24 protein-coding genes and 1 tRNA gene are annotated in these 26,028 nt (G+C 67.2%); 8 read left to right on the forward strand and 17 right to left on the reverse strand.

Annotated elements, in window-relative coordinates:
* Positions 1-47: 47 nt before the first annotated feature.
* The 15 genes from ACFVTE_RS15585 to ACFVTE_RS15655 form a co-directional block, all read right to left on the reverse strand.
* Positions 48-1,508, reverse strand: a complete 1,461-nt coding sequence (locus tag ACFVTE_RS15585) for a sugar porter family MFS transporter (protein ID WP_387101810.1) — start codon at positions 1,506-1,508, stop codon at positions 48-50.
* On the reverse strand, positions 1,505-2,380 hold the full coding sequence (locus tag ACFVTE_RS15590; RefSeq protein ID WP_387101811.1) for a sugar phosphate isomerase/epimerase family protein: 876 nt from the start codon (positions 2,378-2,380) through the stop codon (positions 1,505-1,507). The genes ACFVTE_RS15585 and ACFVTE_RS15590 overlap by 4 nt, the downstream gene beginning before the upstream one ends.
* Before the next feature lie 114 nt (positions 2,381-2,494).
* The gene (locus ACFVTE_RS15595) at positions 2,495-3,508 is read right to left on the reverse strand and encodes a Gfo/Idh/MocA family protein (RefSeq protein WP_387101812.1); all 1,014 of its coding nucleotides are present in this window, start codon (positions 3,506-3,508) and stop codon (positions 2,495-2,497) included.
* Between the two features lie 37 nt (positions 3,509-3,545).
* Entirely contained in the window at positions 3,546-4,457 is a 912-nt protein-coding gene (locus ACFVTE_RS15600) for a sugar phosphate isomerase/epimerase family protein (protein ID WP_387101813.1), read from the reverse strand.
* A 133-nt stretch (positions 4,458-4,590) separates the two neighbouring features.
* Positions 4,591-6,102: a CoA-acylating methylmalonate-semialdehyde dehydrogenase gene (locus tag ACFVTE_RS15605; protein ID WP_387101814.1), complete on the reverse strand. Its 1,512-nt coding sequence runs from the start codon at positions 6,100-6,102 to the stop codon at positions 4,591-4,593.
* A 46-nt stretch (positions 6,103-6,148) separates the two neighbouring features.
* On the reverse strand, positions 6,149-8,098 hold the full coding sequence (iolD, locus tag ACFVTE_RS15610) for a 3D-(3,5/4)-trihydroxycyclohexane-1,2-dione acylhydrolase (decyclizing) (RefSeq protein WP_387101815.1): 1,950 nt from the start codon (positions 8,096-8,098) through the stop codon (positions 6,149-6,151).
* Between the two features lie 4 nt (positions 8,099-8,102).
* A complete protein-coding gene (locus tag ACFVTE_RS15615) occupies positions 8,103-9,053 on the reverse strand; it encodes a deoxyribose-phosphate aldolase (RefSeq protein WP_387101816.1) in 951 nt (316 codons plus the stop codon).
* Complete coding sequence (gene iolC / locus ACFVTE_RS15620; RefSeq protein WP_387101817.1) at positions 9,050-10,066, reverse strand: 5-dehydro-2-deoxygluconokinase; 1,017 nt, start codon at positions 10,064-10,066, stop codon at positions 9,050-9,052. Before iolC ends, ACFVTE_RS15615 begins: the two co-directional genes overlap by 4 nt.
* Positions 10,067-10,290: 224 nt before the next feature.
* The gene (locus ACFVTE_RS15625; RefSeq protein WP_387101818.1) at positions 10,291-10,695 is read right to left on the reverse strand and encodes a tautomerase family protein; all 405 of its coding nucleotides are present in this window, start codon (positions 10,693-10,695) and stop codon (positions 10,291-10,293) included.
* A 221-nt stretch (positions 10,696-10,916) separates the two neighbouring features.
* Positions 10,917-11,390 carry an SRPBCC family protein gene (locus ACFVTE_RS15630; protein ID WP_387101819.1) on the reverse strand — a complete coding sequence of 158 codons (474 nt, stop codon included), beginning with the start codon at positions 11,388-11,390 and terminating at the stop codon, positions 10,917-10,919.
* Positions 11,391-11,532: 142 nt separating this feature from the next.
* Positions 11,533-12,435 (reverse strand): succinate--CoA ligase subunit alpha, encoded by a 903-nt coding sequence (sucD, locus tag ACFVTE_RS15635; protein WP_003804619.1) that lies wholly within the window; start codon positions 12,433-12,435, stop codon positions 11,533-11,535.
* Positions 12,436-12,465: 30 nt separating this feature from the next.
* A complete protein-coding gene (sucC, locus tag ACFVTE_RS15640; protein ID WP_387101821.1) occupies positions 12,466-13,632 on the reverse strand; it encodes an ADP-forming succinate--CoA ligase subunit beta in 1,167 nt (388 codons plus the stop codon).
* Positions 13,633-13,854: 222 nt separating this feature from the next.
* Positions 13,855-14,577 (reverse strand): hypothetical protein, encoded by a 723-nt coding sequence (locus ACFVTE_RS15645; protein ID WP_387101822.1) that lies wholly within the window; start codon positions 14,575-14,577, stop codon positions 13,855-13,857.
* A 2-nt stretch (positions 14,578-14,579) separates the two neighbouring features.
* The gene (gene pcrA, locus ACFVTE_RS15650; RefSeq protein WP_387101823.1) at positions 14,580-17,135 is read right to left on the reverse strand and encodes a DNA helicase PcrA; all 2,556 of its coding nucleotides are present in this window, start codon (positions 17,133-17,135) and stop codon (positions 14,580-14,582) included.
* A gap of 112 nt (positions 17,136-17,247) precedes the next feature.
* Complete coding sequence (locus ACFVTE_RS15655; protein ID WP_387101825.1) at positions 17,248-18,096, reverse strand: inositol monophosphatase family protein; 849 nt, start codon at positions 18,094-18,096, stop codon at positions 17,248-17,250.
* Between the two features lie 72 nt (positions 18,097-18,168).
* Here ACFVTE_RS15655 and ACFVTE_RS15660 point away from each other — a divergent pair, with 72 nt between their 5' ends.
* From ACFVTE_RS15660 to ACFVTE_RS15685, 6 genes are all read left to right on the forward strand, one after another.
* Complete coding sequence (locus tag ACFVTE_RS15660; protein WP_387101827.1) at positions 18,169-18,828, forward strand: hypothetical protein; 660 nt, start codon at positions 18,169-18,171, stop codon at positions 18,826-18,828.
* Between the two features lie 184 nt (positions 18,829-19,012).
* Positions 19,013-19,147 (forward strand): hypothetical protein, encoded by a 135-nt coding sequence (locus ACFVTE_RS15665; RefSeq protein ID WP_387101828.1) that lies wholly within the window; start codon positions 19,013-19,015, stop codon positions 19,145-19,147.
* Positions 19,148-19,186: 39 nt separating this feature from the next.
* Positions 19,187-19,414 (forward strand): hypothetical protein, encoded by a 228-nt coding sequence (locus ACFVTE_RS15670; protein WP_387101829.1) that lies wholly within the window; start codon positions 19,187-19,189, stop codon positions 19,412-19,414.
* 296 nt (positions 19,415-19,710) lie between these two features.
* Positions 19,711-19,783, forward strand: a tRNA-Arg gene (locus ACFVTE_RS15675).
* 1 nt (position 19,784) lies between these two features.
* Positions 19,785-20,339 (forward strand): DUF6314 family protein, encoded by a 555-nt coding sequence (locus ACFVTE_RS15680; RefSeq protein WP_387101830.1) that lies wholly within the window; start codon positions 19,785-19,787, stop codon positions 20,337-20,339.
* The gene (locus ACFVTE_RS15685) at positions 20,336-20,740 is read left to right on the forward strand and encodes an NUDIX domain-containing protein (RefSeq protein WP_387101831.1); all 405 of its coding nucleotides are present in this window, start codon (positions 20,336-20,338) and stop codon (positions 20,738-20,740) included. The genes ACFVTE_RS15680 and ACFVTE_RS15685 overlap by 4 nt, the downstream gene beginning before the upstream one ends.
* Before the next feature lie 10 nt (positions 20,741-20,750).
* Here the strand turns inward: ACFVTE_RS15685 and ACFVTE_RS15690 are convergent, their stop codons facing one another.
* A complete protein-coding gene (locus tag ACFVTE_RS15690; RefSeq protein WP_387101832.1) occupies positions 20,751-22,664 on the reverse strand; it encodes an ABC transporter ATP-binding protein in 1,914 nt (637 codons plus the stop codon).
* Positions 22,661-24,325: an ABC-F family ATP-binding cassette domain-containing protein gene (locus ACFVTE_RS15695; RefSeq protein WP_387101834.1), complete on the reverse strand. Its 1,665-nt coding sequence runs from the start codon at positions 24,323-24,325 to the stop codon at positions 22,661-22,663. Before ACFVTE_RS15695 ends, ACFVTE_RS15690 begins: the two co-directional genes overlap by 4 nt.
* A gap of 195 nt (positions 24,326-24,520) precedes the next feature.
* On the opposite strand from ACFVTE_RS15695, the gene ACFVTE_RS15700 reads away from it, so the two are divergent.
* Positions 24,521-25,267 carry a hypothetical protein gene (locus ACFVTE_RS15700; protein WP_387101835.1) on the forward strand — a complete coding sequence of 249 codons (747 nt, stop codon included), beginning with the start codon at positions 24,521-24,523 and terminating at the stop codon, positions 25,265-25,267.
* Positions 25,264-25,998 carry a hypothetical protein gene (locus ACFVTE_RS15705; protein ID WP_387101837.1) on the forward strand — a complete coding sequence of 245 codons (735 nt, stop codon included), beginning with the start codon at positions 25,264-25,266 and terminating at the stop codon, positions 25,996-25,998. Before ACFVTE_RS15700 ends, ACFVTE_RS15705 begins: the two co-directional genes overlap by 4 nt.
* Positions 25,999-26,028: the final 30 nt, after the last annotated feature.

A 26,028-nucleotide genomic window follows, 5' to 3' on the forward strand; every position in this document is an offset into this window, starting at 1 on the left:
GTCCTCGAGGGGGCATCATCTGGACAAAACTCCGGAGTGGGTGCGGCTTAGTGGACCGGGGTTCCCGCTTCGGAGCCGGTCTTTTGTTCGACGGCGGTCGCGGCTTCGGGGATGACGCCTGCCTGGTGCTTGAAGTAGTGCTCCACGTCCTCGAGGCTCTTGTCCTTGGTCTCGGGAACGTACTTCGCGGCGAACAGGATCGCGCCCACACCGAGGACGGCGAACACGAAGAACGTGTTGGAGATGCCGATGGCCGCGAGCAGCTGCGGGAAGCCGAAGCCGATCAGGAAGTTCACGATCCAGAGCACGAAGGCCGATGCGCCCATGCCCAGGCCGCGGAGCTTCAGCGGGAAGATCTCCGAGAGCATGAGCCACGTGACCGGCGAAATGGCGCCCTGCTGGAAGGCGAGGAACGTGACGGTCAGCGCCAGGATCACGTAGCCGCGGCCGGTGCCCTCAGGCAGGACCAGCGAGAACAGGCCGATCAGCAACAGCGCCGAGGTGGTGCCGAGCTGTCCGGTGATGAGCATGCGGCGGCGCCCCACCTTGCCGAGGAGCCAGATGCCCGCGAACGTGGCCAGCACGGAGATGACGCCGTTGGCGATATTGGCGCTCAGCGCGGCTTCCCGACCGAAGCCGGCATCAGCCAGGATCTGCGTGCCGTAGTACATGATCGAGTTCACGCCGGTGATCTGCTGGATCACCGCAAGGCCGACACCCACGAAGAAAATCCGCCGCAGCCAGGGAACCTGAAGGTCCTTCCAGGAACCCATCTTGGACTTGTAGTCCTCCACGGCCATGGACTTGACTTCATCGAACTCCGCCGTGGCCTCGGCCTTGGAGCGTATGCGCTGGAGCACGCCGAGCGCCTCGCCGAAGCTGCCCATCGAGGCGAGCCAGCGCGGGCTTTCGGGCATGAAGGCCATGCCGATCCACAGGGCGACAGCCGGCAGCGTGGCGATGACCAGCATCCACCGCCAGATGCCTCCGGCCTCGCCGAACGTGTTGCCGAGGTAGGCGTTGAAGATGAAGGCGAGCAGCTGGCCGGTGACGATCATGAGCTCGTTCTGCGTCACGATCCGTCCGCGGCGGGCCGACGGCGACACCTCGGCGAGGTACACCGGCACCGTCACGGATGCCCCGCCCACGGCCAGGCCCAGGATGAAGCGGGCAGCCACCATGAACTCGGTGCTGGGTGCCAGCGTGCAGCACAGCGTGCCGATCAGGAAGATGACGGCCAGGACCATGATCATCTTGCGGCGGCCGTTGCGGTCGGCCAGGCGCCCGCCGAAGAGGGCACCGAAGGCGGCGCCGAAGAGCAGCGACGACGTCACCATGCCCTCAGCCAGCGGGGTCAGGCCCAGGTCTTCCTGCATGTAGGGCAGGGCACCATTGATGACGCCCGTGTCGTAGCCGAACAGCAGGCCGCCGAAGGTGGAAATGATGGTGACGGTGCGAAGCGCCCGCTGGTGTTTTAAGTCGGCCTTCCCAGAAGGCGCGGCCGTCATACGCTGACTTTCTGCACGTACTGCTTCATGGTGTCCAGCTGGAAGCGGGACACCTCCTCGGCGTTCTCGTTTTCGGCGAAGACGCTGGAAACCATGACAGTGTCATCCCGGCCCAGGAACCCGATTTCCTTCAGGCCGCCGAAGAACTCGTCCCAGTTCACGTCGCCGTCGCCGATCTTCAGGTGCTGGTGCACCCGGACGGCGTTGCCGGGCGGGTTGGTGATGTAGCGCAGTCCGTGCGAGGCGTGGTGGTCCATGGTATCGGCCACGTGGACCAGACGAAGCCTGTCCCCCGCGGCGCGCATGATGTCCAGCGGCGAGTTCTTCATGTGGAAGCTGTGGGAAGCCACATAGACCATGCCGACGTTCTTCGAGTTCAGCCCCCGGATGACGCGGATCGCGGCGAGGCCTTCCTCCACGAAGTCGTCCGGGTGCGGGTCGATGAGCAGGTCGATGCCTTCGCGCTCAATGATGGGGAGCAGTTCCTCCATGGAGCGGTAGAACGCCCGCTCGGATTCCTCGGCGAGCTCCGGCCGGCCACTGAATTCGGTGTTCATGGTGCTCACGCCCAAGTCCACGGCGATCTGGATGGCGCGCTTCCAGTAGCGCACCGCTGCCTCACGGGCGTCCTCGTCCGGGCCGGACCAGCGCAGCACAGGCAGGATGGACGCGATTTCGATTCCCGCGTCGGTGCACGCCTTCTTCAGCTGGCCCACCAGTTCGTCGTCGGCCTTGGGGTGGTTGTAGAAGGGGATGAAATCCGGGTGCGGCGTCATCTGCATGTACTTGTAGCCGAGCTCGGCCACCACCTTGGGGAATTCCAGCAGGCTGTGGCTGTGGTGGAAGGGGGTGGGATCAAGGGCGATTTTCACGAGGAACACTCCATTGTGGAAAGAGACGGGTAACGAACGGAGTTTTTGTCCAGATATCGCAACCTCGAGGGCCTCTAAGTCGCGTCATCTGGACAAAAACTCCAAGGGGTGGGCCTAGCTGTAGAGGGCAGGCTTGGCGTTCAGTTTCACGGCGACCTTTTCGCCGTTCTTCTGGGCCTCCACGCCGGCTTCACAGCAGGCGGCCGTGGCGTAGCCGTCCCAAGCGGTGGGTCCGCCGATTTCGCCGCGGAGCGCGGCATCCACCCACGCCTGGATTTCGACGTCGTACGCGGCGCCGAAGCGCTCCTCGAAGCCGGGCGTGACCTTGCCGCCCCAGCGGCCGTTGCTGCGTACGTACGGGCCGCCGTCGCCGCCGATGCTGACGATGCCTTCCTCGAAGGAGGCCTGGGTGGCCACTTCGTAGCCGAACTTGGCGTTCACGTAGATTTCGACGTCGGCCAGGACACCGGACTCGGTTTCGATCAGGACATGCTGGGGATCGTGCTGTCCGGCCGGGGCGTTCTTCGTGGCCTTGCCGAGGCGGACCTGGACGGAGGTGATCTCTTCGCCGGTGAAGAAGCGGATGGCGTCGAACTCGTGGACCACGGAGTCGTTGATGAGCATCTCGTTGGTGAAGCCAGCGGGGGTGCTCGGGTTGCGGTGCTGGTGGTGCAGCATCAGCAGTTCGCCGAGCTCACCGTTGCGGATGACCGAACCGAGGGCGGCGTATTCGGCGTCGAAGCGGCGCATGAAGCCCACCTGGATGCGCTTGCGGCCCAGCTTCTCCTCGGCCTGGACGATCTTCCAGGACGATTCTGCGTCCGGCGTCAGCGGCTTCTCGCACAGGATGGGAATGTCCTTCGCAAGGGCCTTGAGCAGGATCTCCTCGTGCAGGAAGCCCGGGGTGGCGATGAGGACGGCGTTGACGTCACCGTTGTTGAGCGCCTCTTCGGCGTCGGCCAGGGCAACAGCCCCGGGAATGCCTTCGATGGCAGCCTGGGCGCGGGCCAGGTCAACATCGACGACGGCGGCAACTTCAGCGCCGTGGATGCGCTTGCTGAGGCGCTGGATGTGGTCCGCGCCCATGCGGCCGGCGCCGATAACGGCGACGCGAAGGGTTTCAGTCATTGTTCTTTCCTTACGTTTTGGTATGCCGGGGCGGAGGTCAGTTGACGGCAGTGCGGGAGCCGCAGGACAGCAGGTAGTTCCTGGTGCGCTTGGCGATGGGCATCGGAACGTCGAAGGCCACCGGGTACATGTCCTGCTCGACGATGCCGAAGATCGGCCGGTCCAGGGCCTCGACGGCTTCGATGACCGCGCGCAGGTCCGGCAGGCCGTTGGGCGGTTCCGTCATGACGCCGGCCAGGTTCGCCGCAGCCCAGGTCATGTTTTCCTCGTTGACCTTCTTCAGGACGTCCGGGTTGATCTGCTTCAGGTGCAGGTAGCCGATCCGGTCCGGGTAGTTCTTGATGAGCTCCAGGCTCGAGGCGCCGCAGTATTCCGCGTGGCCGGTGTCCAGGCACAGGTTGAGGTACTGCGGGTCGGTCGCACCCAGCAGCGTTTCGATGTCCTCCTGGGCTCCGACGTGCGAGTCGGCGTGGGAGTGGAACTGCTGATTGAGGCCGAAGTCCTCGAGCAGCGTCTTGCCGAGCCGGTTGTGACCGGCGAACAGGTCGGCCCAGGCCTCGTCGCTGAGCGTGCCGCTCTCGACGGCCTCACCGGTGACGTCATCACGCCACATGGCCGGGATGACCACGATGTGCTCGCCGCCCATGGCTGCTGTGAGTTCGGCGACCTTGCGTGCCGGTTCCCAGGCCGTCTCCCACTGGTCCAGGCCGCGGTGGAAGGCGGTGAAGACCGTGCCGGCGCAGACCTTCAGGTCGCGCTGCTTCAGTTCCTCGGCTAGCCGGGTGGGGTCCTTGGGCAGGTAGCCGTAGGGGCCCAGCTCGATCCACTTGTAGCCGGATTCTGCCACCTCGTCGAGGAAGCGCTCCCACGGGGTCTGCTTGGGGTCATCCGCAAACCACACGCCCCAGGAGTCGGGCGCGGTGCCGATGATCAGCTTGTTCTCTGTCATTGTGCGTTCCTTGTATTTGGGCCCACGCCGCCAGGGTTCCCTGGCCGTGGAGCCCTATCGGCGAGGGGCCCTGCCTGAGCTTGCGAAGGCTGGGAGCCGATGGGGACTTGCGAGGCTAGGGCGGCGGTGGGGATTAGTTGGAGGGGAAGTTGTAGGAGGCGCCGGAGGCGTGGGTGGGTTCGGGCCAGCGGGAGGTGACGACTTTGCCGCGGGTGTAGAAGGAGACGCCTTCGGGGCCGTAGATGTGCTTGTCGCCGAAGAGGGAGGCTTTCCAGCCGCCGAAGGAGTGGTAGGCCACCGGGACGGGCAGGGGCACGTTGATGCCGATCATGCCGACGGTGACGGAGCGCTGGAACTTGCGGGCCGCGGCTCCGGAGGAGGTGAAGATGGCGGTGCCGTTGCCGTAGGGGTTGGCGTTGATGAGCTTGATGCCGTCCTCGAGGGTGTCGACGCGGACGACGACGAGGACGGGTCCGAAGATTTCCTCCTGGTAGGCGGTCATCTCGGTCTTGACGTGGTCCAGGACGGTGGGGCCGACCCAGAAGCCGTCTTCGTGGCCGGGGACCACGAGGTCGCGGCCGTCCACCACCATCGCAGCACCGGCTGCTTCGGCTTCGGTGACGATCTTCACGATGCGTTCCTTGGAGGCGGGGGTGATGACCGGGCCCATTTCGGCGCCGGGCACAGTGCCGTTGTTGACCTTGACCGCGACGGCGCGTTCTTCGACCTTCTTGACCAGCAGGTCCGCGGCGTCCCCGACGGCGACGGCGACGGAGATCGCCATGCAGCGTTCCCCGGCGGAACCGAACGCGGCGGCGGCGAGGTGGTCGGCGGCGTTGTCCAGGTCGGCGTCGGGCAGGATGATCGCGTGGTTCTTCGCCCCGCCGAGGGCCTGGACGCGCTTGCCGTGCTTGGTGGCGGTTTCGTGGACGTACTTCGCGATCGGGGTGGAGCCGACAAAGGAGATGCCGTCCACGTCCGGGTGGGTCAGGAGCCCGTCGACGGTTTCCTTGTCGCCGTGCACGACCTGGAACACGCCGTCGGGCAGGCCAGCGTCCTTCCAGAGCTTGGCGAGCAGCAGGGAGGCGGAGGGGTCGCGTTCGGAGGGCTTGAGGATGAAGGCGTTGCCGGTGGCGATCGCCATCGGGGCCATCCACAGCGGCACCATGACGGGGAAGTTGAACGGGGTGATGCCGGCGACGACGCCAAGGGGTTCGCGGAAGGAGAAGACGTCGATTCCGGTGGAGACCTGATCGGAGTAGTCGCCCTTGAGCAGGGACGGGATGCCGCAGGCGAACTCAATCACCTCGAGGCCGCGGCCGATCTCGCCCTTGGCGTCGGAGAGGACCTTGCCGTGCTCGGCGGTGATCAGCTCGGCCAGCAGGTCCACGTGCTCGGCGACGAGCTCGCGGAACTTGAACAGCACCGCGGTGCGCTTGGCCAGGGAGATATCGCCCCAGGAATCGGCGGCCTTGCGGGCAGCGGCGACCGTGTTGTCCAGGTCCGCCCGGTTGGCAAGGCGCAGCTCCGCGCTGACCTGGCCGGTGGCCGGGTTGTACACCGGGGTGGTGCGGTCGCCTTCGCCGGCGGTCTCGGCGCCGTTGATGAAGTGGTTGATGGTGGTGGTGACGGTCGTCGTTGACATAGAGATGACTTCCTTGGTCTGGCGTTGGAAAGACTGTGGCTTTGGGTTAGCCGAGCAGTTTGCGCTGGCGGTTCTTGTGGTCGGTGTAGGTCTGGTAGGCCTGCTTGGTGGAGTCGAGGTCGGAGACCTGGGAGACGGGCACGTCCCACCAGGATTCGGAGCTCGGGGCGTCCAGCAGCGGGTCGGATTCGACGTGGATCACGATCGGGCCACCGCGTTCCGGGGCTGCCTTGGCGTCGCGGATGGCCTGTTCGAGTTCGGCGATGGCCTTCTCGCCTGGTTCGATCCGGATCACCTTCACGCCCAGGGACTCGGCGTTCAGGGCCAGGTCCACCGGGAGGGTCTCGCCCTCGTCGAAGGAGTGCTTCTCTTCGTCCAGGGCCCGGTACTGGGTGCCGAAGCGCTGCGAGCCGAGGGATTCGGAGAGGGAGCCGATGGAGGCGTAGCCGTGGTTCTGGATCAGGACTACGATCAGTTTGATCCGTTCGGCGACGGCGGTGACCAGTTCGGTGTGCATCATCAGGTAGGAGCCGTCCCCCACCATCACGACGACGTCGCGCTGGGCGCCGCCCTTGGCGGCTTCGGCAAGCGCTGCGCGCTTGACGCCGAGCCCGCCCGGGATTTCGTAGCCCATGCAGGAGTAGGCGTATTCGACGTGGTAGCCGAACGGGTCCCGGACGCGCCACATCTTGTGCAGGTCACCGGGGAGGGACCCGGCGGCGCAGATGACCACATCCTGGGCGTCCATGGCCCGGTTGGTGGCGCCGATGATCTCGTTCTGCGCCGGCAACGGCGTGTACCGGGTGTCGAAGGCAGTATCCACCGTGGTGTTCCAGCGCTGCTTCTCCGCTGCGATCTTCTGCTCGAGGTCGGCGCCCACGCGGTAGCCGCCCAGCGCCTGGTTCAGCTTGATCAGGGCCTTGCGGGCATCGGCCACGATCGGCAGTGAGGTGCCGTGCTTGTACGCGTCGATCGGGGCGACGTTGATGTTGATGAACTGCAGGTCCGGGTTCTGGAACGCGGTCCGGGAGGCGGTGGTGAAGTCCTCGTAGCGGGTGCCTATGCCAATGATCAGGTCCGCTTCCGCTGCCAGGGCGTTGGCCGCCGTCGTGCCAGTGGAGCCGATCGCGCCGAGGGAGTACTTGTGGTCCCAGGGCAGGACGCCGACGCCGGCCTGCGTGTTGCCCACCGGGATGCCGGTCAGTTCGGCGAACTTCGCGAGTTCCTCGTTCGCGTAGGCGTAGAGGACGCCGCCGCCGGCGATGATGAGCGGCCGCTTCGCGGCCCGGATGGCTTCGGCGGCGCGGCGGATGTCGTCGTCGTCCGCTTCGGGGCGGCGGATCCGCCACTCCCGCTCAGCGAGGAACTCCTCGGGAACGTCGAAGGCCTCGGCCTGGACGTCCTGGGGCAGCGAGATGGTGACCGCGCCCGTCTCGGCCGGGTCGGTCAGGACGCGCAGGCCGTGGTGGAACGCGGAGAACAGCTGCTCCGGCCGGGTAACCCGGTCAAAGAACTTCGACAGCGGCCGGAACGCGTCATTGACCGTCAGGTCGTACGCGTAGGGCTGTTCGAGCTGCTGCAGCACCGGGTCCGCGGCACGGGTGGCGAATGTGTCCGAGGGCAGCAGCAGGACCGGCAAACGGTTCGTGGTGGCCAAAGCGGCACCGGTGAGCAGGTTCGAGGAGCCCGGGCCGATGGAGGTGCTGATCGCGAAGGTCTGCCGGCGGCGGGTGTGCCTGGCATAGCCGACGGCCTGGTGGGACTGGGCCTGCTCGTTGCGGCCCTGGTAGTACGGCATGATCCGCGGATCGAGCTGCTGGTACTGCTTCAGGGCCTGGCCCACACCGGCCACGTTGCCGTGCCCGAAAATACCGAACGTGCCCGGAATCAGGCGCTCACGGAAATCGACCCCACCCACGGAATCAACGGTGTACTGCTTGGAAAGATACTCGACCACGGCCTGCGCCACGGTCATCCGGCGGGTTCCAGTTCCCATCGTTTTACTCCGATACTTCTGCGGTGAGGGCTGATGTGGTGTGGTGGAGGAGTGAGGCGGCCGCGGCGACAGCTCCGGCAACGTCGCCGTCGGCCGGGTAGAGCAGGGTGCGGCCGACGGTGAGTCCCTGCACGCCGGGCAGGGCCAGGGCGGCTCCCCAAGTGGCGAACACCTCGTCCTGAGTGCCTGCCGGGTCACCGCCGAGCAGCACCGTGGGCATGGTGGTGGCGGCCATGACGCGTTCCATCTCGGCCACCACCGGCAGCTTCATCCAGGTGTAGGCGCTCGTGGAGCCCAGGCCCTCGGCGATGGCGATGGACTTGATCACGGCGTCCGGGCTCAGGTCGTTGCGGACCCGGCCATTCTCCCGGACGGACAGGAAGGGCTCCACCATGGCGATCAGCTTGCGCTCAGCGAGGGAATCGATCGCCTTCGCGGTGGCCTCGAGCAGCGAGACGGTGTCCGGGTCGCCGAGGCAGATCCGCGTCAGCATCTTGCCGCCGTCCGCGCCCAGCTCCTCCAGCGCCGCGGCCGTGTGGCCGGTGAAACGGTCGTCGAACTCGTTGACCAGCCCAGCGAGGCCGCCGCGGTTCATCGACCCGAAAACGAGCTTGCCCTCCAGCGCCCCGAGGAGCAGCAGGTCATCCATGATGTCCGGGGAAGCCAGGATGCCGTCCACAGCAGGGTTGGCCAGCGCAATCTGCAGCCGGTCCAGGAGCTGGCGGCGGTCCGCCATGGCCACCGGGTCGTTGCCGACCGACAGGGCGCCGCGGGCCGGGTGGTCGGCTGCGACAATGAAGTTCTGCCGGCCGTGCTTCAGGCCGGGGTGGCGGCGGCGGGCCTTGGCGGCCCGGGAGATGGCCGCCGGGTCTTCGAGTCGGATGGTGCTCAGGTGCTCGTAACGGCGGGGGTTGTCATCCACCGCGAGGGTTGCGGTGCCGGGGTTGAGGCTCACAGGGCCGCTCCTTCGGGAACAGAAATGGTGGGGACAGCATCGCCGGGAACAAGGCGTCCGCGCTCGGCGAGCAGCGAGGTGACCTCGGCCGGCGTCGGCATCGCATCCGCGCAGGACAACCGGGAAGCAACAATGGCGCCCGCCGCATTCGCGTAGTCCAGGACCTGGGCCAGCGGCCAGCCGGAGAGCAGCCCGTGCACGAAGGCGCCGCCGAAGGAGTCCCCGGCGCCGAGGCCGTTGACGGTCTCGACCGGGACGGGAGCGGAAACCACGCGCTCCGTGCGGGTCTTGGCCATCACGCCCTCCGGGCCGAGCTTGACGACGGCGATCTCGACGCCGGCGTCCAGCAGGCGGTCCGCCTGCTCATCCGGGGTGCCCGGGCCCACGGCCACGGAGCATTCCTGGTCGTTGCCGATGGCGACGGTGACGTGCGGCAGGATCCGGGCCACCTGCTCCCGGGCTTCCTCTTCGGAGGCCCAGAACATGGGGCGGTAGTCGAGGTCGAGGACGGTGTACTGGCCATCCTTCAGGCCGGTGCGCGGCCGTGCTTCGTGGGCCGTGATGTGTGCCCCGCGGCTCGGCTCCTGGCAGAGACCGGTGACCGTGGACCAGAAGATCTGCGCGTCCCGGATGGCGTCCGTATCCAGCTCCTCGGCCTTGATCTGCAGGTCAGGTGCGGTGGGGAAACGGCCGTAGAAGTACAGCGGGAAATCATGCGGCGGCTGGATCGCGCAGAACGTGGCCGGCGTCTGCAGGCCCTGGACCGGGCTGACGAAGGAATCGTCAACGCCGAACTTCACCAGTTCACGGTGAAGGTACTTGCCGAACGGGTCATCGCCGGTGCGGGTGATCACACCGGTCCGGCGGCCATGGCGGGCGGCGGCGACAGCAACGTTGGATGGCGAGCCGCCGAGGTACTTGCCGAAGGACGAGACATCCTCCAGCCCTACCCCAATGTCGTTCGGGTAGATATCAACGCTGATGCGCCCGATCGTGAGCAGTTCGTGGGTCACGGTAATCGTGGACCTTTCTTTTGGATCTCAACCTTCAAGCAGCCGAACGGCCAAGGCTCCGGCGTTCCGCGGCCCCGTGAGCGGGACCACATGAACTACTGTGCCCTAGAATTTATGTCCTGTCAAAGGTTTGTACTGACATACTTACAACAAGCAGAACTCCCCTGAAAAGGCAGTATTGCGCCGGTGCTCACGGGGACGCGGGAGAGTGGGTATTTGTGCCTTTATTTCTTCGGTACGGCGAGCTCGCCGGTGACATACTGGGCGCGGCCAAATCCGAAGGACCAGTCCCCCGCAGTGTTCTCGACATAGCCGATGAAGACGTCCTCGCCGGCGACTCCCAGCGCCGCCAATTTCTCCGCCACCGCGGCAAAGAGGCTCTGCTTCGCCTCCTGGCTGCGCCCGCCCTGGGTGAAGATCTGGATCATGATGACGTCGCGCGTGCGCTCGAAGCCGAGGCCTGCGTCCTGCGCCACAATCCGGCCCGGCGCATGCTCGGTGACGATGTGGAAGTAATCGCGCTCCGGGATGCCATATTCAGCCAGGATGGCGTCATGGATGCCCCGGCTGAGGCGGTTGAGTTCATCCTGGCTGCGGCCGGAGTGGACGTCGATTCGCACGAGAGGCATGCTGTCTCCTTTGATAGTTTGTCCTGACATAATATCAAATGGCGTGACGAGGGCAAGGCTTTCTCCGCTCCCCGCCCAAGTGGCTCGCAGTAGATGTCGTTTTGGGGGCTCAAAACGACATCTACTGCGAGTCAGTTGGGTGTTAACGGACGACGGCGGCCGGTGACCTTCACGGGGAAGATCACCGGCCGCCGTCGTACGGGTTATTAGACGTGCGGGCGCTACCTGGCCAGCGCCTCCTCGAGCCGCTCGTAGCCGTCGCGGAGTCCGGTCTCCATGCCTGATTGGGCCATGCCGTCGCGGGCTTCCAGGCTGGGATAGACAGAGTGGGCCCGCAGCCGGCACCTGCCCCCGCCCAGGTCCTCGAAGCTCATGAATTCGATGCTGACGATGTCCGGGTAGCCGCTGAACTCGAAGGTCTGGATGGCGAAGTCGTTTTCACGGACGGTATGGAAGACGCCGCTGAAGGCGTACGTCACCCCGTCCGGGCCAGTGTGGTTGTACAAATACGTGCCTCCGGAACGGAAGTCGTAGTGGTCGATATCGATCTTCGTGCCGTGCGGGCCCAGCCATTGCGCGATCAGCCCGGGGTCCTTGTGCGCGCGGAACACGTCCGAAACCGGGAAATCGAACTCCCGCTCAAAGTCGATGAACGGGACGCCGTCCGGGACGGTGAGTTTAAGTGCGTTGCTCATGATCGGTCCTTCCTGGCTGGTGCCAAACGGTAGACCTCAAACCGTCGGAGGGCAATGGTTAAAAAGAAACGCGGGGTCACTCTGCGCCCAATCCGGGGGGTGGATCGGGCTGGGAGTGACCCCGCGTTGCCTGAAGTGAGGCTTAGAGCGCTGCGTAGACTTCGCGCAGCAGCTTGGCGGTCTCGGACGGCGTCTTGCCGACCTTCACACCTGCAGCCTCAAGGGCTTCCTTCTTCGCCTGGGCGGTGCCGGCGGAACCGGAGACGATGGCGCCTGCGTGGCCCATGGTCTTGCCTTCCGGCGCGGTGAAGCCTGCCACGTAGCCGACGACCGGCTTGGTGACGTTGGCCTTGATGAAGTCGGCTGCACGCTCTTCGGCGTCGCCGCCGATTTCGCCGATCATCACGATGGCCTTGGTCTCCGGGTCAGCCTCGAACGCAGCCAGGGCGTCGATGTGGGTGGTGCCGATGATGGGGTCACCGCCGATGCCGATGGCCGTGGAGAAGCCGAGGTCGCGCAGTTCGTACATCATCTGGTAGGTCAGCGTGCCGGACTTGGACACGAGGCCGATGGGGCCCTTGCCCGTGATGTTCGCCGGGGTGATGCCCACGAGGGCCTCGCCCGGGGTGATGATGCCGGGGCAGTTCGGTCCGATGATGCGGGTGACCTGGTTGCCGTCGGCGTCGACCTTGGACTGTGCCAGTGCCCAGAACTCGGCGGAGTCCTGGACCGGCACGCCTTCGGTGATGACCACGACCAGGCCGATGCCGGCCTCGATGGCTTCAACAACGGCGTTCTTGGTGAATGCCGGCGGGACGAAGACGATGGAGACGTCGGCGCCGGTCTCTGCCATGGCTTCCTTGACGGTGCCGAAAACGGTGATCTCGTTTTCGCCGTGCAGGACGGTGGTGCCGGCCTTGCGGGCGTTGACGCCGCCCACGATGTTGGTGCCGGCCTTGAGCATGAGGGCGGTGTGCTTGGTGCCCTCGCCGCCCGTGATGCCCTGGACGATGACCTTGGAGTCCTTGTTCAGATAAATAGACATGTTTTCTTTCCTAGATCTCGACAGGCTCGATCAGCGGGCGTTGGCGAGCTCGGCGGCCTTGTCGGCGCCCTCGTCCATGGTGGCGGCCAGGGTAACCAGCGGGTGGTTGGCCTCGGCGAGGATGCGGCGGCCTTCTTCGACGTTGTTGCCGTCGAGGCGGACAACCAGCGGCTTGTTGGCGGAGTGGCCCAGCTCGGCCAGTGCGCCCACGATGCCCTTGGCGACAGCGTCACAGGCGGTGATGCCGCCGAAGACGTTGACGAACACGGACTTGACCTGCTCGTCGCCCAGGATGACGTCCAGACCTGCGGCCATGACTTCGGCGGAGGCTCCGCCGCCGATGTCCAGGAAGTTGGCGGGCTTGACGTTGCCGTGGTTCTCGCCGGCGTAGGCGACGACGTCCAGGGTGGACATGACGAGGCCTGCACCGTTACCGATGATGCCGACTTCGCCGTCCAGCTTGACGTAGTTCAGGTCCTGCGCCTTGGCCTTGGCCTCGAGCGGGTCTGCGGATTCCTTGTCCTCAAGCTGGGCGTGCTTGGGGTGGCGGAATTCGGCGTTCTCGTCCAGCGTGACCTTGCCGTCCAGGGCAACGATCTCGCCCGCGCCGGTCTTGACCAGCGGGTTGACTTCAACGAGGGTGGCGTCTTCCTTCTTGAAGACGTCCCAGAGCTTCAGAATGACGCCGGCGACCTTGCCGCGCAGTTCTTCAGCAAACCCGGCGGCAGCGACGATTTCGTCAGCCTTGGCCTGGTCGATGCCCACGGCGGGGTCGATGGCTACCTTGGCCAGGGCTTCGGGCCGCTCAACGGCGAGCTGCTCGATCTCCATGCCGCCTTCAACCGAGCACATGGCCAGGTAGTTGCGGTTGGCCCGGTCCAGAAGGACGGAGAAGTAGTATTCCTCGGCGATGTCCGCACCCTGGGCGATCATCACCTTGTTGACGGTGTGGCCCTTGATGTCCATGCCCAGGATGCTGGTGGCGTGCTCAAGTGCCTCATCGGCGGACTTGGCAACCTTGACGCCGCCGGCCTTGCCGCGGCCACCGACCTTAACCTGTGCCTTGACGACAGTTACGCCGCCGATCTTCTCGGCAGCTGCCTTTGCTTCTTCAGGGGTGTGCGCCACGATGCCGGCGAGCACGGGTACACCGTGCGCTTCGAACATATCGCGCGCCTGATATTCAAACAGGTCCACGGTTTGTGTCCTTCTACGTCGAAGTAGTTTCTGTACAGCCGGACAACACCAAAGGTGCGGACCGGGCTGCGGAATTAACGCGCCCTGCGGCAGGTCCGGAAACGAGCCACGCGGCGCAATGCTCCTGTGGGAACTCTAGTCCTTTGGAGGGACCGGCCCGTTCCAGACTACCTGTTCTGTGAGTAACGACACTATTCTATGGACCGTAGAAAAACCCCGGGATTACGGGGTTTTTGCGGCCTTGGCGGGCCCCGATTGGACGTTTTTACCCTTCGCGGAGATGAGTTCGTAATGATCCCGGCTGATGAAGAAACCGACGCCGCCCGAGACGTTTCCGCAGGCCACCCCCGAGCGGTAGGCGGAGCACCGCAGGCCGTTCCGTTCGAGGTTGCCGCCGTCGGCCAGGACGGGAAGCTTGGAGACGGGCCCGTTGGGTGTGCCCTTTGGCCCGTACTCGGATTCCATCTGCGTGACGCCGGACCGGCACTCCCCGTACCGGGCCTGGCCGGGTGCCACGAGTGCCGCACCGCCCAGATAGCCGAGTCCGGTCCCGGCGCAGTCGTCGCCGATGTCCGCGGCCGCCGGTGCCGGATACACCGCGAGCTCGCAGTGCGCCACGGGCACGGTGGCCAGTTTCGCATTGCCGGGATCGCTGAAGTTGTTGGTTTCATAGGGCAGGTTCACGTGCGGCCCGCGGGCAGACGTCAGCGCGCACACGATGTTCCGGTCCGCGGTGACGAATGCCAGCACGTCCTCACCGGCGGCAAACCCAGCCGGGTCAGTGAGCGGCGCCTGTTTCAGCTGTTCGAGCGCGGGCAGGGGCGCCGGCGGGGTGTAGCCCGGATCCGCGACGGTTACCGAACAGCCGGCCAGGCTCATCGCAAGCAGGGCGGCCAGGAACGCGGCCAAGCCGGCGGCAACGTGTTCCAGGCGCCGCACCGGCACGCTCAGGCGTCGATCTTGGTCAGCGGCGCGTACCGGAGCAGCAGCCGCTTCTCGCCGACGTCGAACTTCACCTTCGCTACGGTCTTGTCCCCGGCGCCCTCGACGGCGAGCACTGTGCCGTTGCCGAAGCTGGTGTGGTTGACCTTGTCCCCCACGCTGACCGAAATGACTTCCTTCTGCGGCTGCACGCGGTTTTTCGCGACGGCGGCGGGGACGTCGGCGTTGAAGCCGGCGGAGGAATCGGCGCGGTTGCCGCGGGCCGTTCCGGCACCCCAGAAGGATCCGCTGTACCGGTTGGATCCGATGGAAGCCCCGCTCCCCCAGCCGCCGACCTGCCGGCTGGTGCCCTCGCGCTTCCATTCGACGAGCTCGGAAGGAATCTCCTCGAGGAACTGGCTGGCCGGGTTGTACTGGCTCTGGCCCCACATGTTGCGGACCTCGGAACGGGTGACGTAAAGGCGCTTCCGGGCGCGCGTCAGGCCCACGTAGGCGAGCCGACGCTCCTCCGCCAGTTCCTTGGGGTCCGTGGCCGAACGCTGGTGCGGGAAGAGCCCGTGCTCCATGCCGGTCAGGAACACCACCGGGAACTCGAGGCCCTTGGCGGTGTGCAGCGTCATGAGCGTGACCACGCCCAGCCGCTTGGCCTCCGCCACCGCGGCGTCGATGTCCGCGCCGGGTGCGTCCGGGATCTGGTCGGCGTCGGCCACGAGGGACACCTGCTCCAGGAAGGCCTCCAGGGACCCTTCGGGGTTCTCCTGCTCGTATTCACGCACGACGGCGACAAGCTCGGCGAGGTTCTCCACGCGGGACTCGTCCTGGGGATCGTTGCTGGAGCGCAGCGTGGCGAGGTACCCGGTCTGCTCCAGCACGGCCTCTAGCGCGGCCGCCGCACCGGACCCTGCGGCGACCTCGGCGAGGTCGTCCAGGAGCTTCACGAAGCCGAGCACCGCGTTGACGGAGCGGGTGGCCATGCCGGGCGCCTGGTCGGCGCGGCGGGCGGCGGCGATGAAGGAGGTGCGCTCCCGCTCGGCGAGGGCGGCCACGGCACCCTCGGCCCGGTCTCCGATCCCGCGCTTGGGTTCATTAAGGACGCGGCGGAGGTTGACGTCGTCGTCCGGGTTGACCAGCACGCGGAGGTACGCCAGGGCGTCCTTGATTTCCTTGCGCTCGTAGAACCTGGTGCCGCCCACCACCTTGTACGGCAGGCCCACGCGCACCAGGACATCTTCGATGGAGCGCGACTGGGCGTTGGTGCGGTAGAAGATGGCGACGTCGCCGGGGCGGAGGTTGTCCTCGTCCTGGAGCCGGTCGATCTCCTTGGCGATGAACTGGGCTTCGTCGTGCTCATTCTCGCCGACGTAGCCGATGATCTTGTGGCCTTCGCCCTCCGCGGTCCACAGCCTCTTCTCGGGGCGGTTGGGGTTGCGGGAGATGACGGAGTTGGCTGCGCTCAGGATGTTCTGGGTGGAGCGGTAGTTCTGCTCCAGCTTGATGGTGTGGGCGTTGGGGTAGTCCTTCTCGAACTCCACGATGTTGCGGATGTCCGCACCGCGGAACGCGTAGATGGACTGGTCGGAGTCGCCGACGACGGTCAGTTCAGCCGCGCCCGGCCCCTCGCCGACGATTTCGCGCACCAGGGCGTACTGCGCGTGGTTGGTGTCCTGGTATTCGTCCACCAGGACGTGCCGGAACCGGCGCCGGTAGGAGTCGGCGAGCGCCGGGAAGGCCCGGAACATGTAAACGGTCTGCGCGATCAGGTCGTCGAAGTCCATGGCGTTGGCCTGGCGCAGCCGCTGGGTGTAGCCCTTGAAGACGTCCGCCACGGCGCTCTCAAAGGGGTCACTGTGGTTGGCTGCGGAAGCGAAGGAGTCGTCGTCGATCAGTTCGTTCTTGAGCGCGGAGATCTTGTGCTGGATGGCCTTGGGCGCGAACTTCTTGGGGTCCAGGTCCAGGTTCTTGGCCACGAGCGTGATCAGCCGCAGGGAGTCCGCGGAGTCGTAGATGGAGAAGTTGGATTTCAGGCCGACGTTGGCCGCCTCGCGGCGCAGGATCCGGACGCAGGACGAGTGGAACGTGGAGATCCACATGGCTTTGGCCCTGGCGCCAACGAGGGCCTCGATGCGCTCACGCATTTCGGCGGCGGCCTTGTTGGTGAACGTGATGGCCAGGATCTCGCCGTGGTGGGCCCGCTTGGTGGCGATCAGGTAGGCGATCCGGTTGCTGAGGACGCGGGTTTTGCCGGAGCCTGCTCCGGCCACGATCAGCAGAGCGCTGCCGGAGTGCTTGACCGCCTCTTCCTGCTGCGGGTTCAGGCCCGCCAGCAGCGCCCCGGCGTCAGGGAGGTGGTGCCGGGCGGGCTCCCCGCCCGGGCCCGGATCGACGGGGCCGGATGCGGCGCCGTCGGCCGGGCCAACCGCCGGGTGGACTGCGGATTCACCCGGGCCGCTACCGAACGCGGGCGTCATCAGCCCTGTTTCAGGGCGCGACTTGGTGATGGCACCGGCGTGGGAACCAGCCTTGAACGGACCGTCAGCGTAGGGGTCAAACAACATATCCATGGTGACTACAAGTCTAGGCGGTGGGGCTGACACTGGAATCCGCCCTGTGGATAACCCCGCCGCCGGGCGGGGTCGTGGCACGCAAATACCCAGGCCGGAGGCCGGCGCAAACCTAGTCGACCGAGCCTGACTCAAGCGCGGCGCGCAGCTGGTGCACCGCCGTCGTTCCTCCCGCCATGAACCATTCCAGGCCGTTGACGTGGACGCTGCCGGCGAGGCCTCCGGCCGCCGTCACGACGGCTTTCCCGGGGAGCCAGTCCCATTCGGGGCAGCTGTGCTGGAACCAGCAGCCAAGCTGCCCGTCGGCGACGCGCCCCAGGTCGCACGAGCCGGACCCGAGCATCCGCAGCGTCGCGGCCGACGTCGCGGCGGCGTGCCACGGCATGGCGCACATCGGGTCGGAGAGCCAGCGGGGGTGGATATAGGTGGCGGCGCCGAGGTGGGAAACGTCGGCGGCGTTGCGGTTGGCCCCGTCCTCCCGGAAGGTGGTGACGGGATCGCCGTTGAGGGTGGTGGCGCGCTGCTTGCCGCCGATCCAGAGCTTGTCCTCCTCGGGCTGGAAAATGGCGCCGAGCAGCACATCGGATTCGTCCTTGAGGGCGATGGCCGAGCACCAGTAGGTGGAGCCCTGGAGGAAGTTGTACGTACCGTCCACCGGATCGATGACCCAGGTCCGCCCGCTGCTGCCATGCACCGCGGCGCCTTCCTCGCCCAGGACGCCGTCGTCCGGGCGGCAGCGCTGCAGCTGCTCCAGCACATACGCTTCCGCCGCGTGGTCCGCGGCTGTGACGACGTCGGAGATCGAGGTCTTGTGCTGGGCGTCGAGGCCGCCCTGCCGCATCAGCAGGGCCAGCTGCCCGGCCTCGCGGACCAGCTCAGCCGCCAGCTCGTAGTCGTCGAGCTCGGGGCTCAGGTTGGTGGCGCTGTGTCTACCCAGTTTGTGTCTGCCCAGTTCCGTCACGGTTCCCACCCTATCGGCGCCGGGCACCCGCTGCACAGCAGGCTTTGGTTTGCGGCGGGCGATAATGGACGCATGGCCAAAACACCTGCACAGCGGATCAAGAAGCACGGCGCGAAGGCCGCAGTACCCCAGCACCACCTGCCGCCGGTGATCAATCCCGGCACGGACCGCACGCCCGCGAAGGCACAGAACAACGCCAACCTCATCGTCATCGCCGGCGTGGTGGCCAGCCTGTTCCTGTTCTGGTACGTCCACCTGCTCACGCTGAACCAGCTCACCCAGCTGTCCGGCGGCCTGGCCATGCCCGATTCCCTGGTGGGCGGCTTCGACACCGGTTACGCCGAGCAGATCCGCCGTGCCCTGGACGGGGACGCCCGCGGCCAGCTCAACTACGTCCACAAGACGGCGGGCACCCTGTTTCCGCTGATCTTCGCCTTCACCTGGCTGCTGCTGATCGGCACCAACGTGGCCAACAAGGCGCTGCGCTGGGCGCTCTGGGCCCTGCCGCTGCTGTTCGTGGTGGTCCGGCTGTGGGGCAACGTCACCATCGATTCCATGATCGCGGCGGTAAACCTCGACGGCGGCCAGGTCGCCCTGGCGTCCGGCCTTACCGTGGCCGGCTGGGTACTGTTCGTGGCCAGCCTGCTCGCCGGCGGCGCCGCCGTGCTCCTGGGGCGCCGGTCTCCGAAGAGAGCCGCCGGCCAACCGGCCGGCCCGCAGCAGGAAGCCTAAGCGGCAAGCCAGCCTAAGCGCCCCGCGCCGCCTGGGCCCGGGCGTAGGCCTGCGCACCTGCCGTTCCTGCCGGACGCGCTGGGCGATGACCAGGCCGGCGGCGGCCAGGCCGATCGTGATGGGGTAGCCCATCAGCCGCTCAAGAGTTCCGGGCTCGGGGACGTCCAGGCCGGTGAAGGCAGCCGTGACGAGCGCGGCCGCGGACACCCCGCCGCTGGCCAGCACGAACCAGCCCAGCGGTGACTGCCGGAGCCACAGCGCGCCGAGCAGCAGCAATGCCAGGGATCCTGCGATGAAGTACATCACGGCCCCGGCGTAGTGCCAGCCCGATTCCAGGTCCTCCGGGACAAGCCCCACAATGATCGTTCCCGCGCCCGCCGTCCCGGTGAGGATCCGCGCCCCCACCGCCGAATACCAGGGCACCTCCCCTGAGTGGCTTGCCGCCACCCGCACCCCGGCCCGGGCGGCCACGCGCAGCAGCGCCGAGCTCAGCAGCAGGGCGCCCAGCAGCATTCCCAGGCCCTGCACCACGAAGGAGGAATTCATGAGCACGTGCAGCGGCGAACAGATGCTGCGGCCGTCATAGAGCCCGCAGGTGACCGCGCCCAGGTCGCTGATGAGGCCGGTCCGCCGGCTGTAGGGAGCGGGTCCGGCCCAGGCGCCGATGACGGCTGCCTCCGCCACGAAATACTGGACCACGCTGAGCACTGCCCATGCCCCGATGTACTGGCGCCTGGAGGCGGTGTCTGGCAGGAACGTTGTCCGGGCGGTGGGGACTTGAGCTGCGGCGGCCATGCCAAGAGCGTAGTACGCGCCGTCACCTTGTATGCTTGGAAGCGTGCCCGAACGGGCCGGTCCAAAACCCGGCCGCGGCGGGCGCCCGCCCTCGTAGCTCAGTGGATAGAGCACGGCTCTCCTAAAGCCGGTGTCGTTGGTTCGATTCCAATCGAGGGCACTTGAATCTGCAGCTCCCGTCCGGGCTCCGCGACTATCTGCTGGGCACAACGCCGGCGGACCCCTCTTCCCCGCACCTCCCCCGGCCAGGCCGCTGGTCCGTGGAGCGGACCATGCTGGACCGGGCCACCGGCACCCGCGGCACCTTTACCGGCGTCGTCATCTTTTCCCCCGACGACGACGGCGGGCTCCGCTTCCACGAGGAAGGGACCGTGGTCTGGCCTTCGGTTAACCGGCCGGCCAGCGAGGGCGAAACCTTCACCGGCCCGGCCAGCCGCGATTACCTGCTCAGGCCCGCGGACGCACCGGACGCCATGGACATGCTGTTTCCGGACGGCCGGCCGTTCCACCGGATGAGCTTCTCGCCCGAGGCCAGCCAGGACCGGCACTGGTGTGATCCGGACACCTACCGGGTCACGTACATCCGCCACGGCGAGGACGAGTTCAGCTACGCCTGGGATGTGACCGGCCCGCGCAAGGACCTGCTGCTGGAGTCGGTGCTGCGGAGGCTGCCCGTGTCGGCGCCCGCCGCAGAGGGGCTAGGCTCGAAACCGTGAATCCCCGCATCATCGTTTCCGCTGTGTGTGTCTACGACGCAGCCGGCCGGCTCCTGACCGTCCGCAAGCGCGGCACGGACAAGTTCATGCATCCCGGCGGCAAGCCCGAGCCCGGCGAAACCGCTGTGCAGGCCGCCGCGCGGGAGCTCCAGGAGGAGGTCGGCATCATTGTCGATCCCCGCGAACTGACCCTCATGGGCGTCTGGCTGGCGGACGCCGCCAACGAGGCAGCCACGGAAATCGAGGCCACGGTCTTCACGGCACCCGGCACGTGGGTGGCGCACCCCTCCGCGGAGATCGCCGAGATCCGGTGGCTGGACCTCGCGGCGAACTGGCCCGGGGACCTCGCGCCGCTGCTCACGGACCATATCCTTCCGGCGCTGGCGGCACCGGGGCGGTGACGTCCGGAACTCAGTACTCCGGGACCGCTTCCTCCGCCACGGCCGTGGCCTCGGCGAACTGGGTCCGGTACAGCTCGGCGTAGCGGCCGTCGGCGGCGAGCAGCTCGGTGTGGGTTCCGCGCTCCACAATCTGGCCGTCCTCCACCACCAGGATGGCGTCAGCCGCACGGATCGTTGAGAGCCGGTGGGCAATCACGACGGCGGTGCGGCCTTCCAGCGCAGCGCCCAGTGCCGCCTGCACGGCGGCTTCGTTCGTGGAGTCCAGCGCGGCGGTGGCTTCGTCGAGGATGACCACGCGGGGCTGGGCGATCAGCAGCCGGGCGATGGTGAGCCGCTGCCGTTCGCCGCCGGAGAGCCGGTAGCCGCGCTCCCCCACCACGGTTTCCAGGCCATCGGGAAGGGACCGGATCATGGCTTCGAGCCGGGCCTGGCGCAGCACCGACCACATATCCTCGTCGGTGGCCTCGGGGCGGGCGAGCCTCAGGTTGGAGGCGATGGTCTCGTGGAACAGGTGCCCGTCCTGGGTCACCATGCCCAGAGTGGCGCGGATGGAGTCGAAGGTCAGGTCGCGCACGTCCAGGCCGGAGGCCGGGGCGGTGCCGCCGAGGCGAACGGCGCCGGAATCGACGTCGTACAGCCGGGACAGCAGCTGGGCCACCGTGGACTTGCCGGCGCCGGAGGAGCCCACGAGGGCGACGGTCTGTCCCGGTTCCACCCGGAAGCTGATGCCGTGCAGCACTTCCTCGCCGCCACGGGTGTCCAGCGTGGAGACCTCCTCCAGCGACGCCAGCGAGACCTTGTCCGCCGAGGGGTAGGAGAAGCGCACGTCGTCGAACTCCACGGCCACGGGACCCGGCGGGACCGCCAAAGCCCCGGGCTTTTCCTGGATCAGGGGCTTCAGGTCCAGGATTTCGAAGACCCGCTCAAAGCTGACCAGGGCGCTCATGATCTCCACACGGGCGTTGGACAGCGCGGTGAGCGGCGCGTAGAGGCGGGTGAGCAGCAGCGCCAGCACCACGACGTCGCCCGGGGCGAGCTGCCCGGCGATGGCCAGCCAGCCGCCCAGGCCGTAGACCAGGGCGAGGGCCAGGGCGGAGACGAGCGTCAGGGCCGTCACGAACGTGAACTGCAGCATGGCCGTGCGCACGCCGATGTCGCGGACCCGGCCGGCCCGCAGCGCGAACTCGCGGGATTCCTCGTCTGGCCGCCCGAAGAGCTTGACCAGGGTGGCGCCGGGCGCGGAGAAGCGCTCGGTCATCTGGGTGCCCATCGCGGCGTTGTGCTCGGCCGCCTCGCGCCGCAGATCCGCCAGCCGGGAGCCCATTCGCCGGGCGGGGATGAGGAAGATCGGCAGCAGGATCATGGCCAGCACGGTGACCAGCCAGGAGGTGTTCAGCATCACCACGAGCGTGAGGATGAGCGCCACCACGTTGCTGACCACGCCGGACAGGGTTCCGGCGAACGCGGACTGGGCGCCGATGACGTCATTGTTCAGGCGGCTGACCAGGGCGCCGGTGCGGGTGCGGGTGAAGAATGCGATCGGCATTCTCTGCACGTGGTCGAACACCTTGGTGCGCAGGTCCACGATGACGCCCTCGCCGATGGTTGAGGACAGCCACCGGCTCACCATGCCGAGGGCTGCCTCGGCCACGGCCACGCCTGCGATCAGGGCCGCGAGCCGGATCACCTCGCCGGCATCGGCGCGGGCCACGATCGTGTTGACCACCTGGCCGGCCAGCACCGGCGTCGCAACCGCCAGGAAGGCCATGGCCACGGAGACGGCCACGAACCCGATCAGCTTTCCCCGGTGCGGACGGGCGAAGCCCATGACGCGCTTCAGGGTCTCCTTGGAGAAGGGCCGGGAACCGCTCTTGGCCCGGGTGATGTTGTAAAGGGAGCGCCAGGCGACGCCGTCCATGCTCATTTGTTCTGCTCCATCTTGCTTGCCGCCAGTTCGGTGACGACGCCGTTGTCCACGTTCCAGCGCACGTCCAGGCGGACGTTTTCCAGCAGCCGCCGGTCGTGGGTGACCAGCAGCAGGGCGCCGTCGTAGCTTTCCAGCGCTTCCTCCAGCTGCTCGATCGCCGGGAGGTCCAAGTGGTTGGTGGGCTCGTCCAGGACCAGCAGGTTCACGCCACGCGCCTGGAGCAGGGCGAGGGCGGCGCGGGTCCGCTCCCCCGGCGAGAGCGAGTCCACGGTGCGCGGGGTGTGGTCCGCCTTGAGTCCGAACTTCGCCAGCAGCGTGCGTACCTCGGCGGACGTGTAGTCGGTCAGCACGGCTTCGACGGCGTCACCCAGTTTGAGGTGACCGGCCAGCATCCCGCGGGCCTGGTCGATCTCACCGACGGCCACGGACACCCCGCGGGAGGCGTCGCCGGAGTCCGGTTCCTGGGTTCCCAGCAGGAGCCGGAGCAGCGTCGACTTGCCGGCCCCGTTGGGTCCGGTGATGCCGATCCGTTCACCGGCGTTCAGCTGCAGGTTCACCGGCCCCAGGGTGAAGCTGCCCTGCCGGACGACGGCGTCACGCAGCGTTGCCACCACGGAACTGGAGCGGGGCGCCTGGCCAATGCTGAACTGCAGCTGCCATTCCTTGCGCGGCTCCTCCACCACGTCCAGCCGGGCGATGCGCGATTCCATCTGCCGGACCTTCTGCGCCTGCTTCTCGGAGGACTCGGTGCTGGCGGCGCGGCGGATCTTGTCGTTGTCAGGGCTCTTCCGCATCGCGTTGCGGACACCCTGGGAGCTCCATTCCCGCTGGGTTCGGGCGCGGGACACGAGGTCCGCCTTGGTCGCGGCGAATTCCTCGTACCGTTCGCGGGCGTGCCGGCGGGCCACGGCGCGTTCCTCCAGGAAGGCCTCGTAGCCGCCGTCGTACACGGCCACCGAGTTCTGGGCCAGGTCCAGCTCCACAATGGAGGTCACACAGCGGGCGAGGAACTCGCGGTCGTGGGAGACCAGCACCACGCCGCCGCGCAGGCCCTGCACGAAGGCTTCCAGCTTGGCCAGCCCATCCAGGTCAAGGTCGTTGGTGGGCTCGTCCAAAAGCACGACGTCGAAGCGGCTCAGCAGCAGGGCGGCGAGCGCCACGCGCGCAGCCTGGCCGCCGGAGAGCCCGGTCATCTCGGCCTCGGGGCCGACGTCCAGGCCAAGGTCCGCGAGGACGGGGGCTATCCGCTCGTCCAGGTCCGCGGCGCCGGAGGCCATCCACCGGTCAAAGGCCAGCGAGTAGGCGTCGTCCGCTCCCGGCGCACCCGAACCGAGGGCTTCGGCCGTGGATTCCATCTCAGCGGTGGCATTCGCGCAGCCGGTGCGGCGGGCGATGTAGGCGGCAACCGTCTCGCCGGAGACGCGTTCATGTTCCTGCGGCAGCCAGCCCACGAAGGCGTCGGCCGGCGCGAGGCTGACGGTGCCGTCCTGCGCCTGGTCCACGCCGGCAAGGAGCCGCAGCAGCGTGGATTTGCCCGCACCGTTGGCGCCGACCACGCCAACAACGTCCCCGGGGGCCACCGTGAGCGACAGCCCGGAGAAGAGGGTGCGGTGATCATGACCGCCCGAAAGGTCCTTCGCAACAAGGGTTGCAGTCATCAATCCATCCTCTCACCGCTGCCCGTTTCCACCCGAAAATTCAGGCGGGCATGAAAGAACCCGCTGGTCCGGACTTGGGGGGTGTACGGACCAGCGGGTTCGACCATTTAGCATAGTGGAAGCGGTGCGCTACGTAAAATCGAGGCCGGCGGGCCGCCACTTTGCAGCACCCTGCCCGCCACCAGAGAGCGTTCCATGCCCCTACCCGCCAAGGCCTTCCAGCGCTGGCTGCACAGCGTCGCGCCGGATGCCAGCGTTGCTGATGTGGCCAGGGCTTCAGGGGTCAAGCGCACCACCCTCGCGCAGCAGCTGGTCCGCGGGAAGGTGGCCGAGGCAACCGTGGTGGGGATCAGTCGGGCGTTCAACATCAACCCGGTGGCGGCGCTGGGCGCCTTCGAGCCGTACCGGGACCTGGGAAGGCCGCCAATCCCGCCCACACTGCAGGAACTTGTCAGCCAGATCGCCACCGCGGACCTGCTGCACGCCATCATTGCCCGTTCCGAGGTCGACGCCGGAACCGGAGCCAAGGGTAAAGGCACAGGACCGCCCGAGCTCAGCCCGCCGCCGCATGCCACGTCCGTGAAGAACTGGGTGGACGCCATCGACGACGGCGAACTCCGCCACCGCGTCTCCGCCGCCACCGGCGTCGCACCCCAAAACTACTCGGCGCAACTGACCGCCAACCGGCTCGCCCCGGAACTCGCCCTCGCCACTTCCCGCGCTGCCGGCGTCGGACTGGCAGGCGGACTGGTGGCCACGGGGCTGGTGACCGAAGCCGAAGCCGGCTGGCCACCCGGTGCCCGGCAGGCGGCCCTGGACGGCCTGACCGACGGCCAGCTGACCGTTCTGGCCGGCGAACGCCTCCAGGTACTCGGCAAGACACTGCGGCGCCAGGAACACGACCAACAACAAACCGAACAGATCTGGAAGAACCTCGGATGATTGAGATCCTGCAGTGGACCACCCTGATCGCGTCCGGCGCCGCGGCGCTGAGTCGGATCCCGAACCTTGTCCGCCGGAAGAACAGGTCCATCTTCTATGCCCTGGCATTACTGACGCTGGCTATCCTCCTCAGCATCAAAGCTCCGTACCTGGCGGTCGATGCCTTGCTGGGCGGCACAAACCTTGCCAACCTGCTGCTGCGCTTCATCATCTTCGGGGCCATCTTCTTCCTCGGCATACGGATCGCGACAGGCTTCGGCGATAAAAGGGGGGTGCAATTGATCCGGGGCCATGCCGGCATATCCGCCCTCGCGCTGATCTCCGCCGTGCTGGTGGTGCTGTTCGTGCTGATGGACACCGCCGGTTCGACCGTGGGGATGACCGGCCTCGAATCCAGAAGCGGGCAGAACGCGGCGCTGCTCGAGTACTACGCCGCCGCGGGCCGCGCGTATCCGGCGTATGTGTGCCTCGCGATCCTGCCGGGGACGGTGCGGGCGGTCAGGAGCTCGCTGCCCGCCCTGCTCCGGGCCAGCGCGGCGCTGCTGGCCCTCGGCAGCATCGCGGTTCCGCTTACCTTGCTGTTCCCGGTCATCCCGCCGGCGCTGGGATTCCTTCGCTTCGTCATCAACTACACGGCCATCCTTTGCTTTGTCGCCGGACTGGCCCTGATCTGGCTGGACAGCGGCCGGGCCGGCCGGAAGCACCGGCTGCTGTCGGCCGAACGCCGCTGATATCCGACGCCGCTAATATGAGTCAAACAT

Source organism: Arthrobacter sp. NPDC058097, assembly GCF_042884885.1.
Lineage (GTDB): Bacteria > Actinomycetota > Actinomycetes > Actinomycetales > Micrococcaceae > Arthrobacter.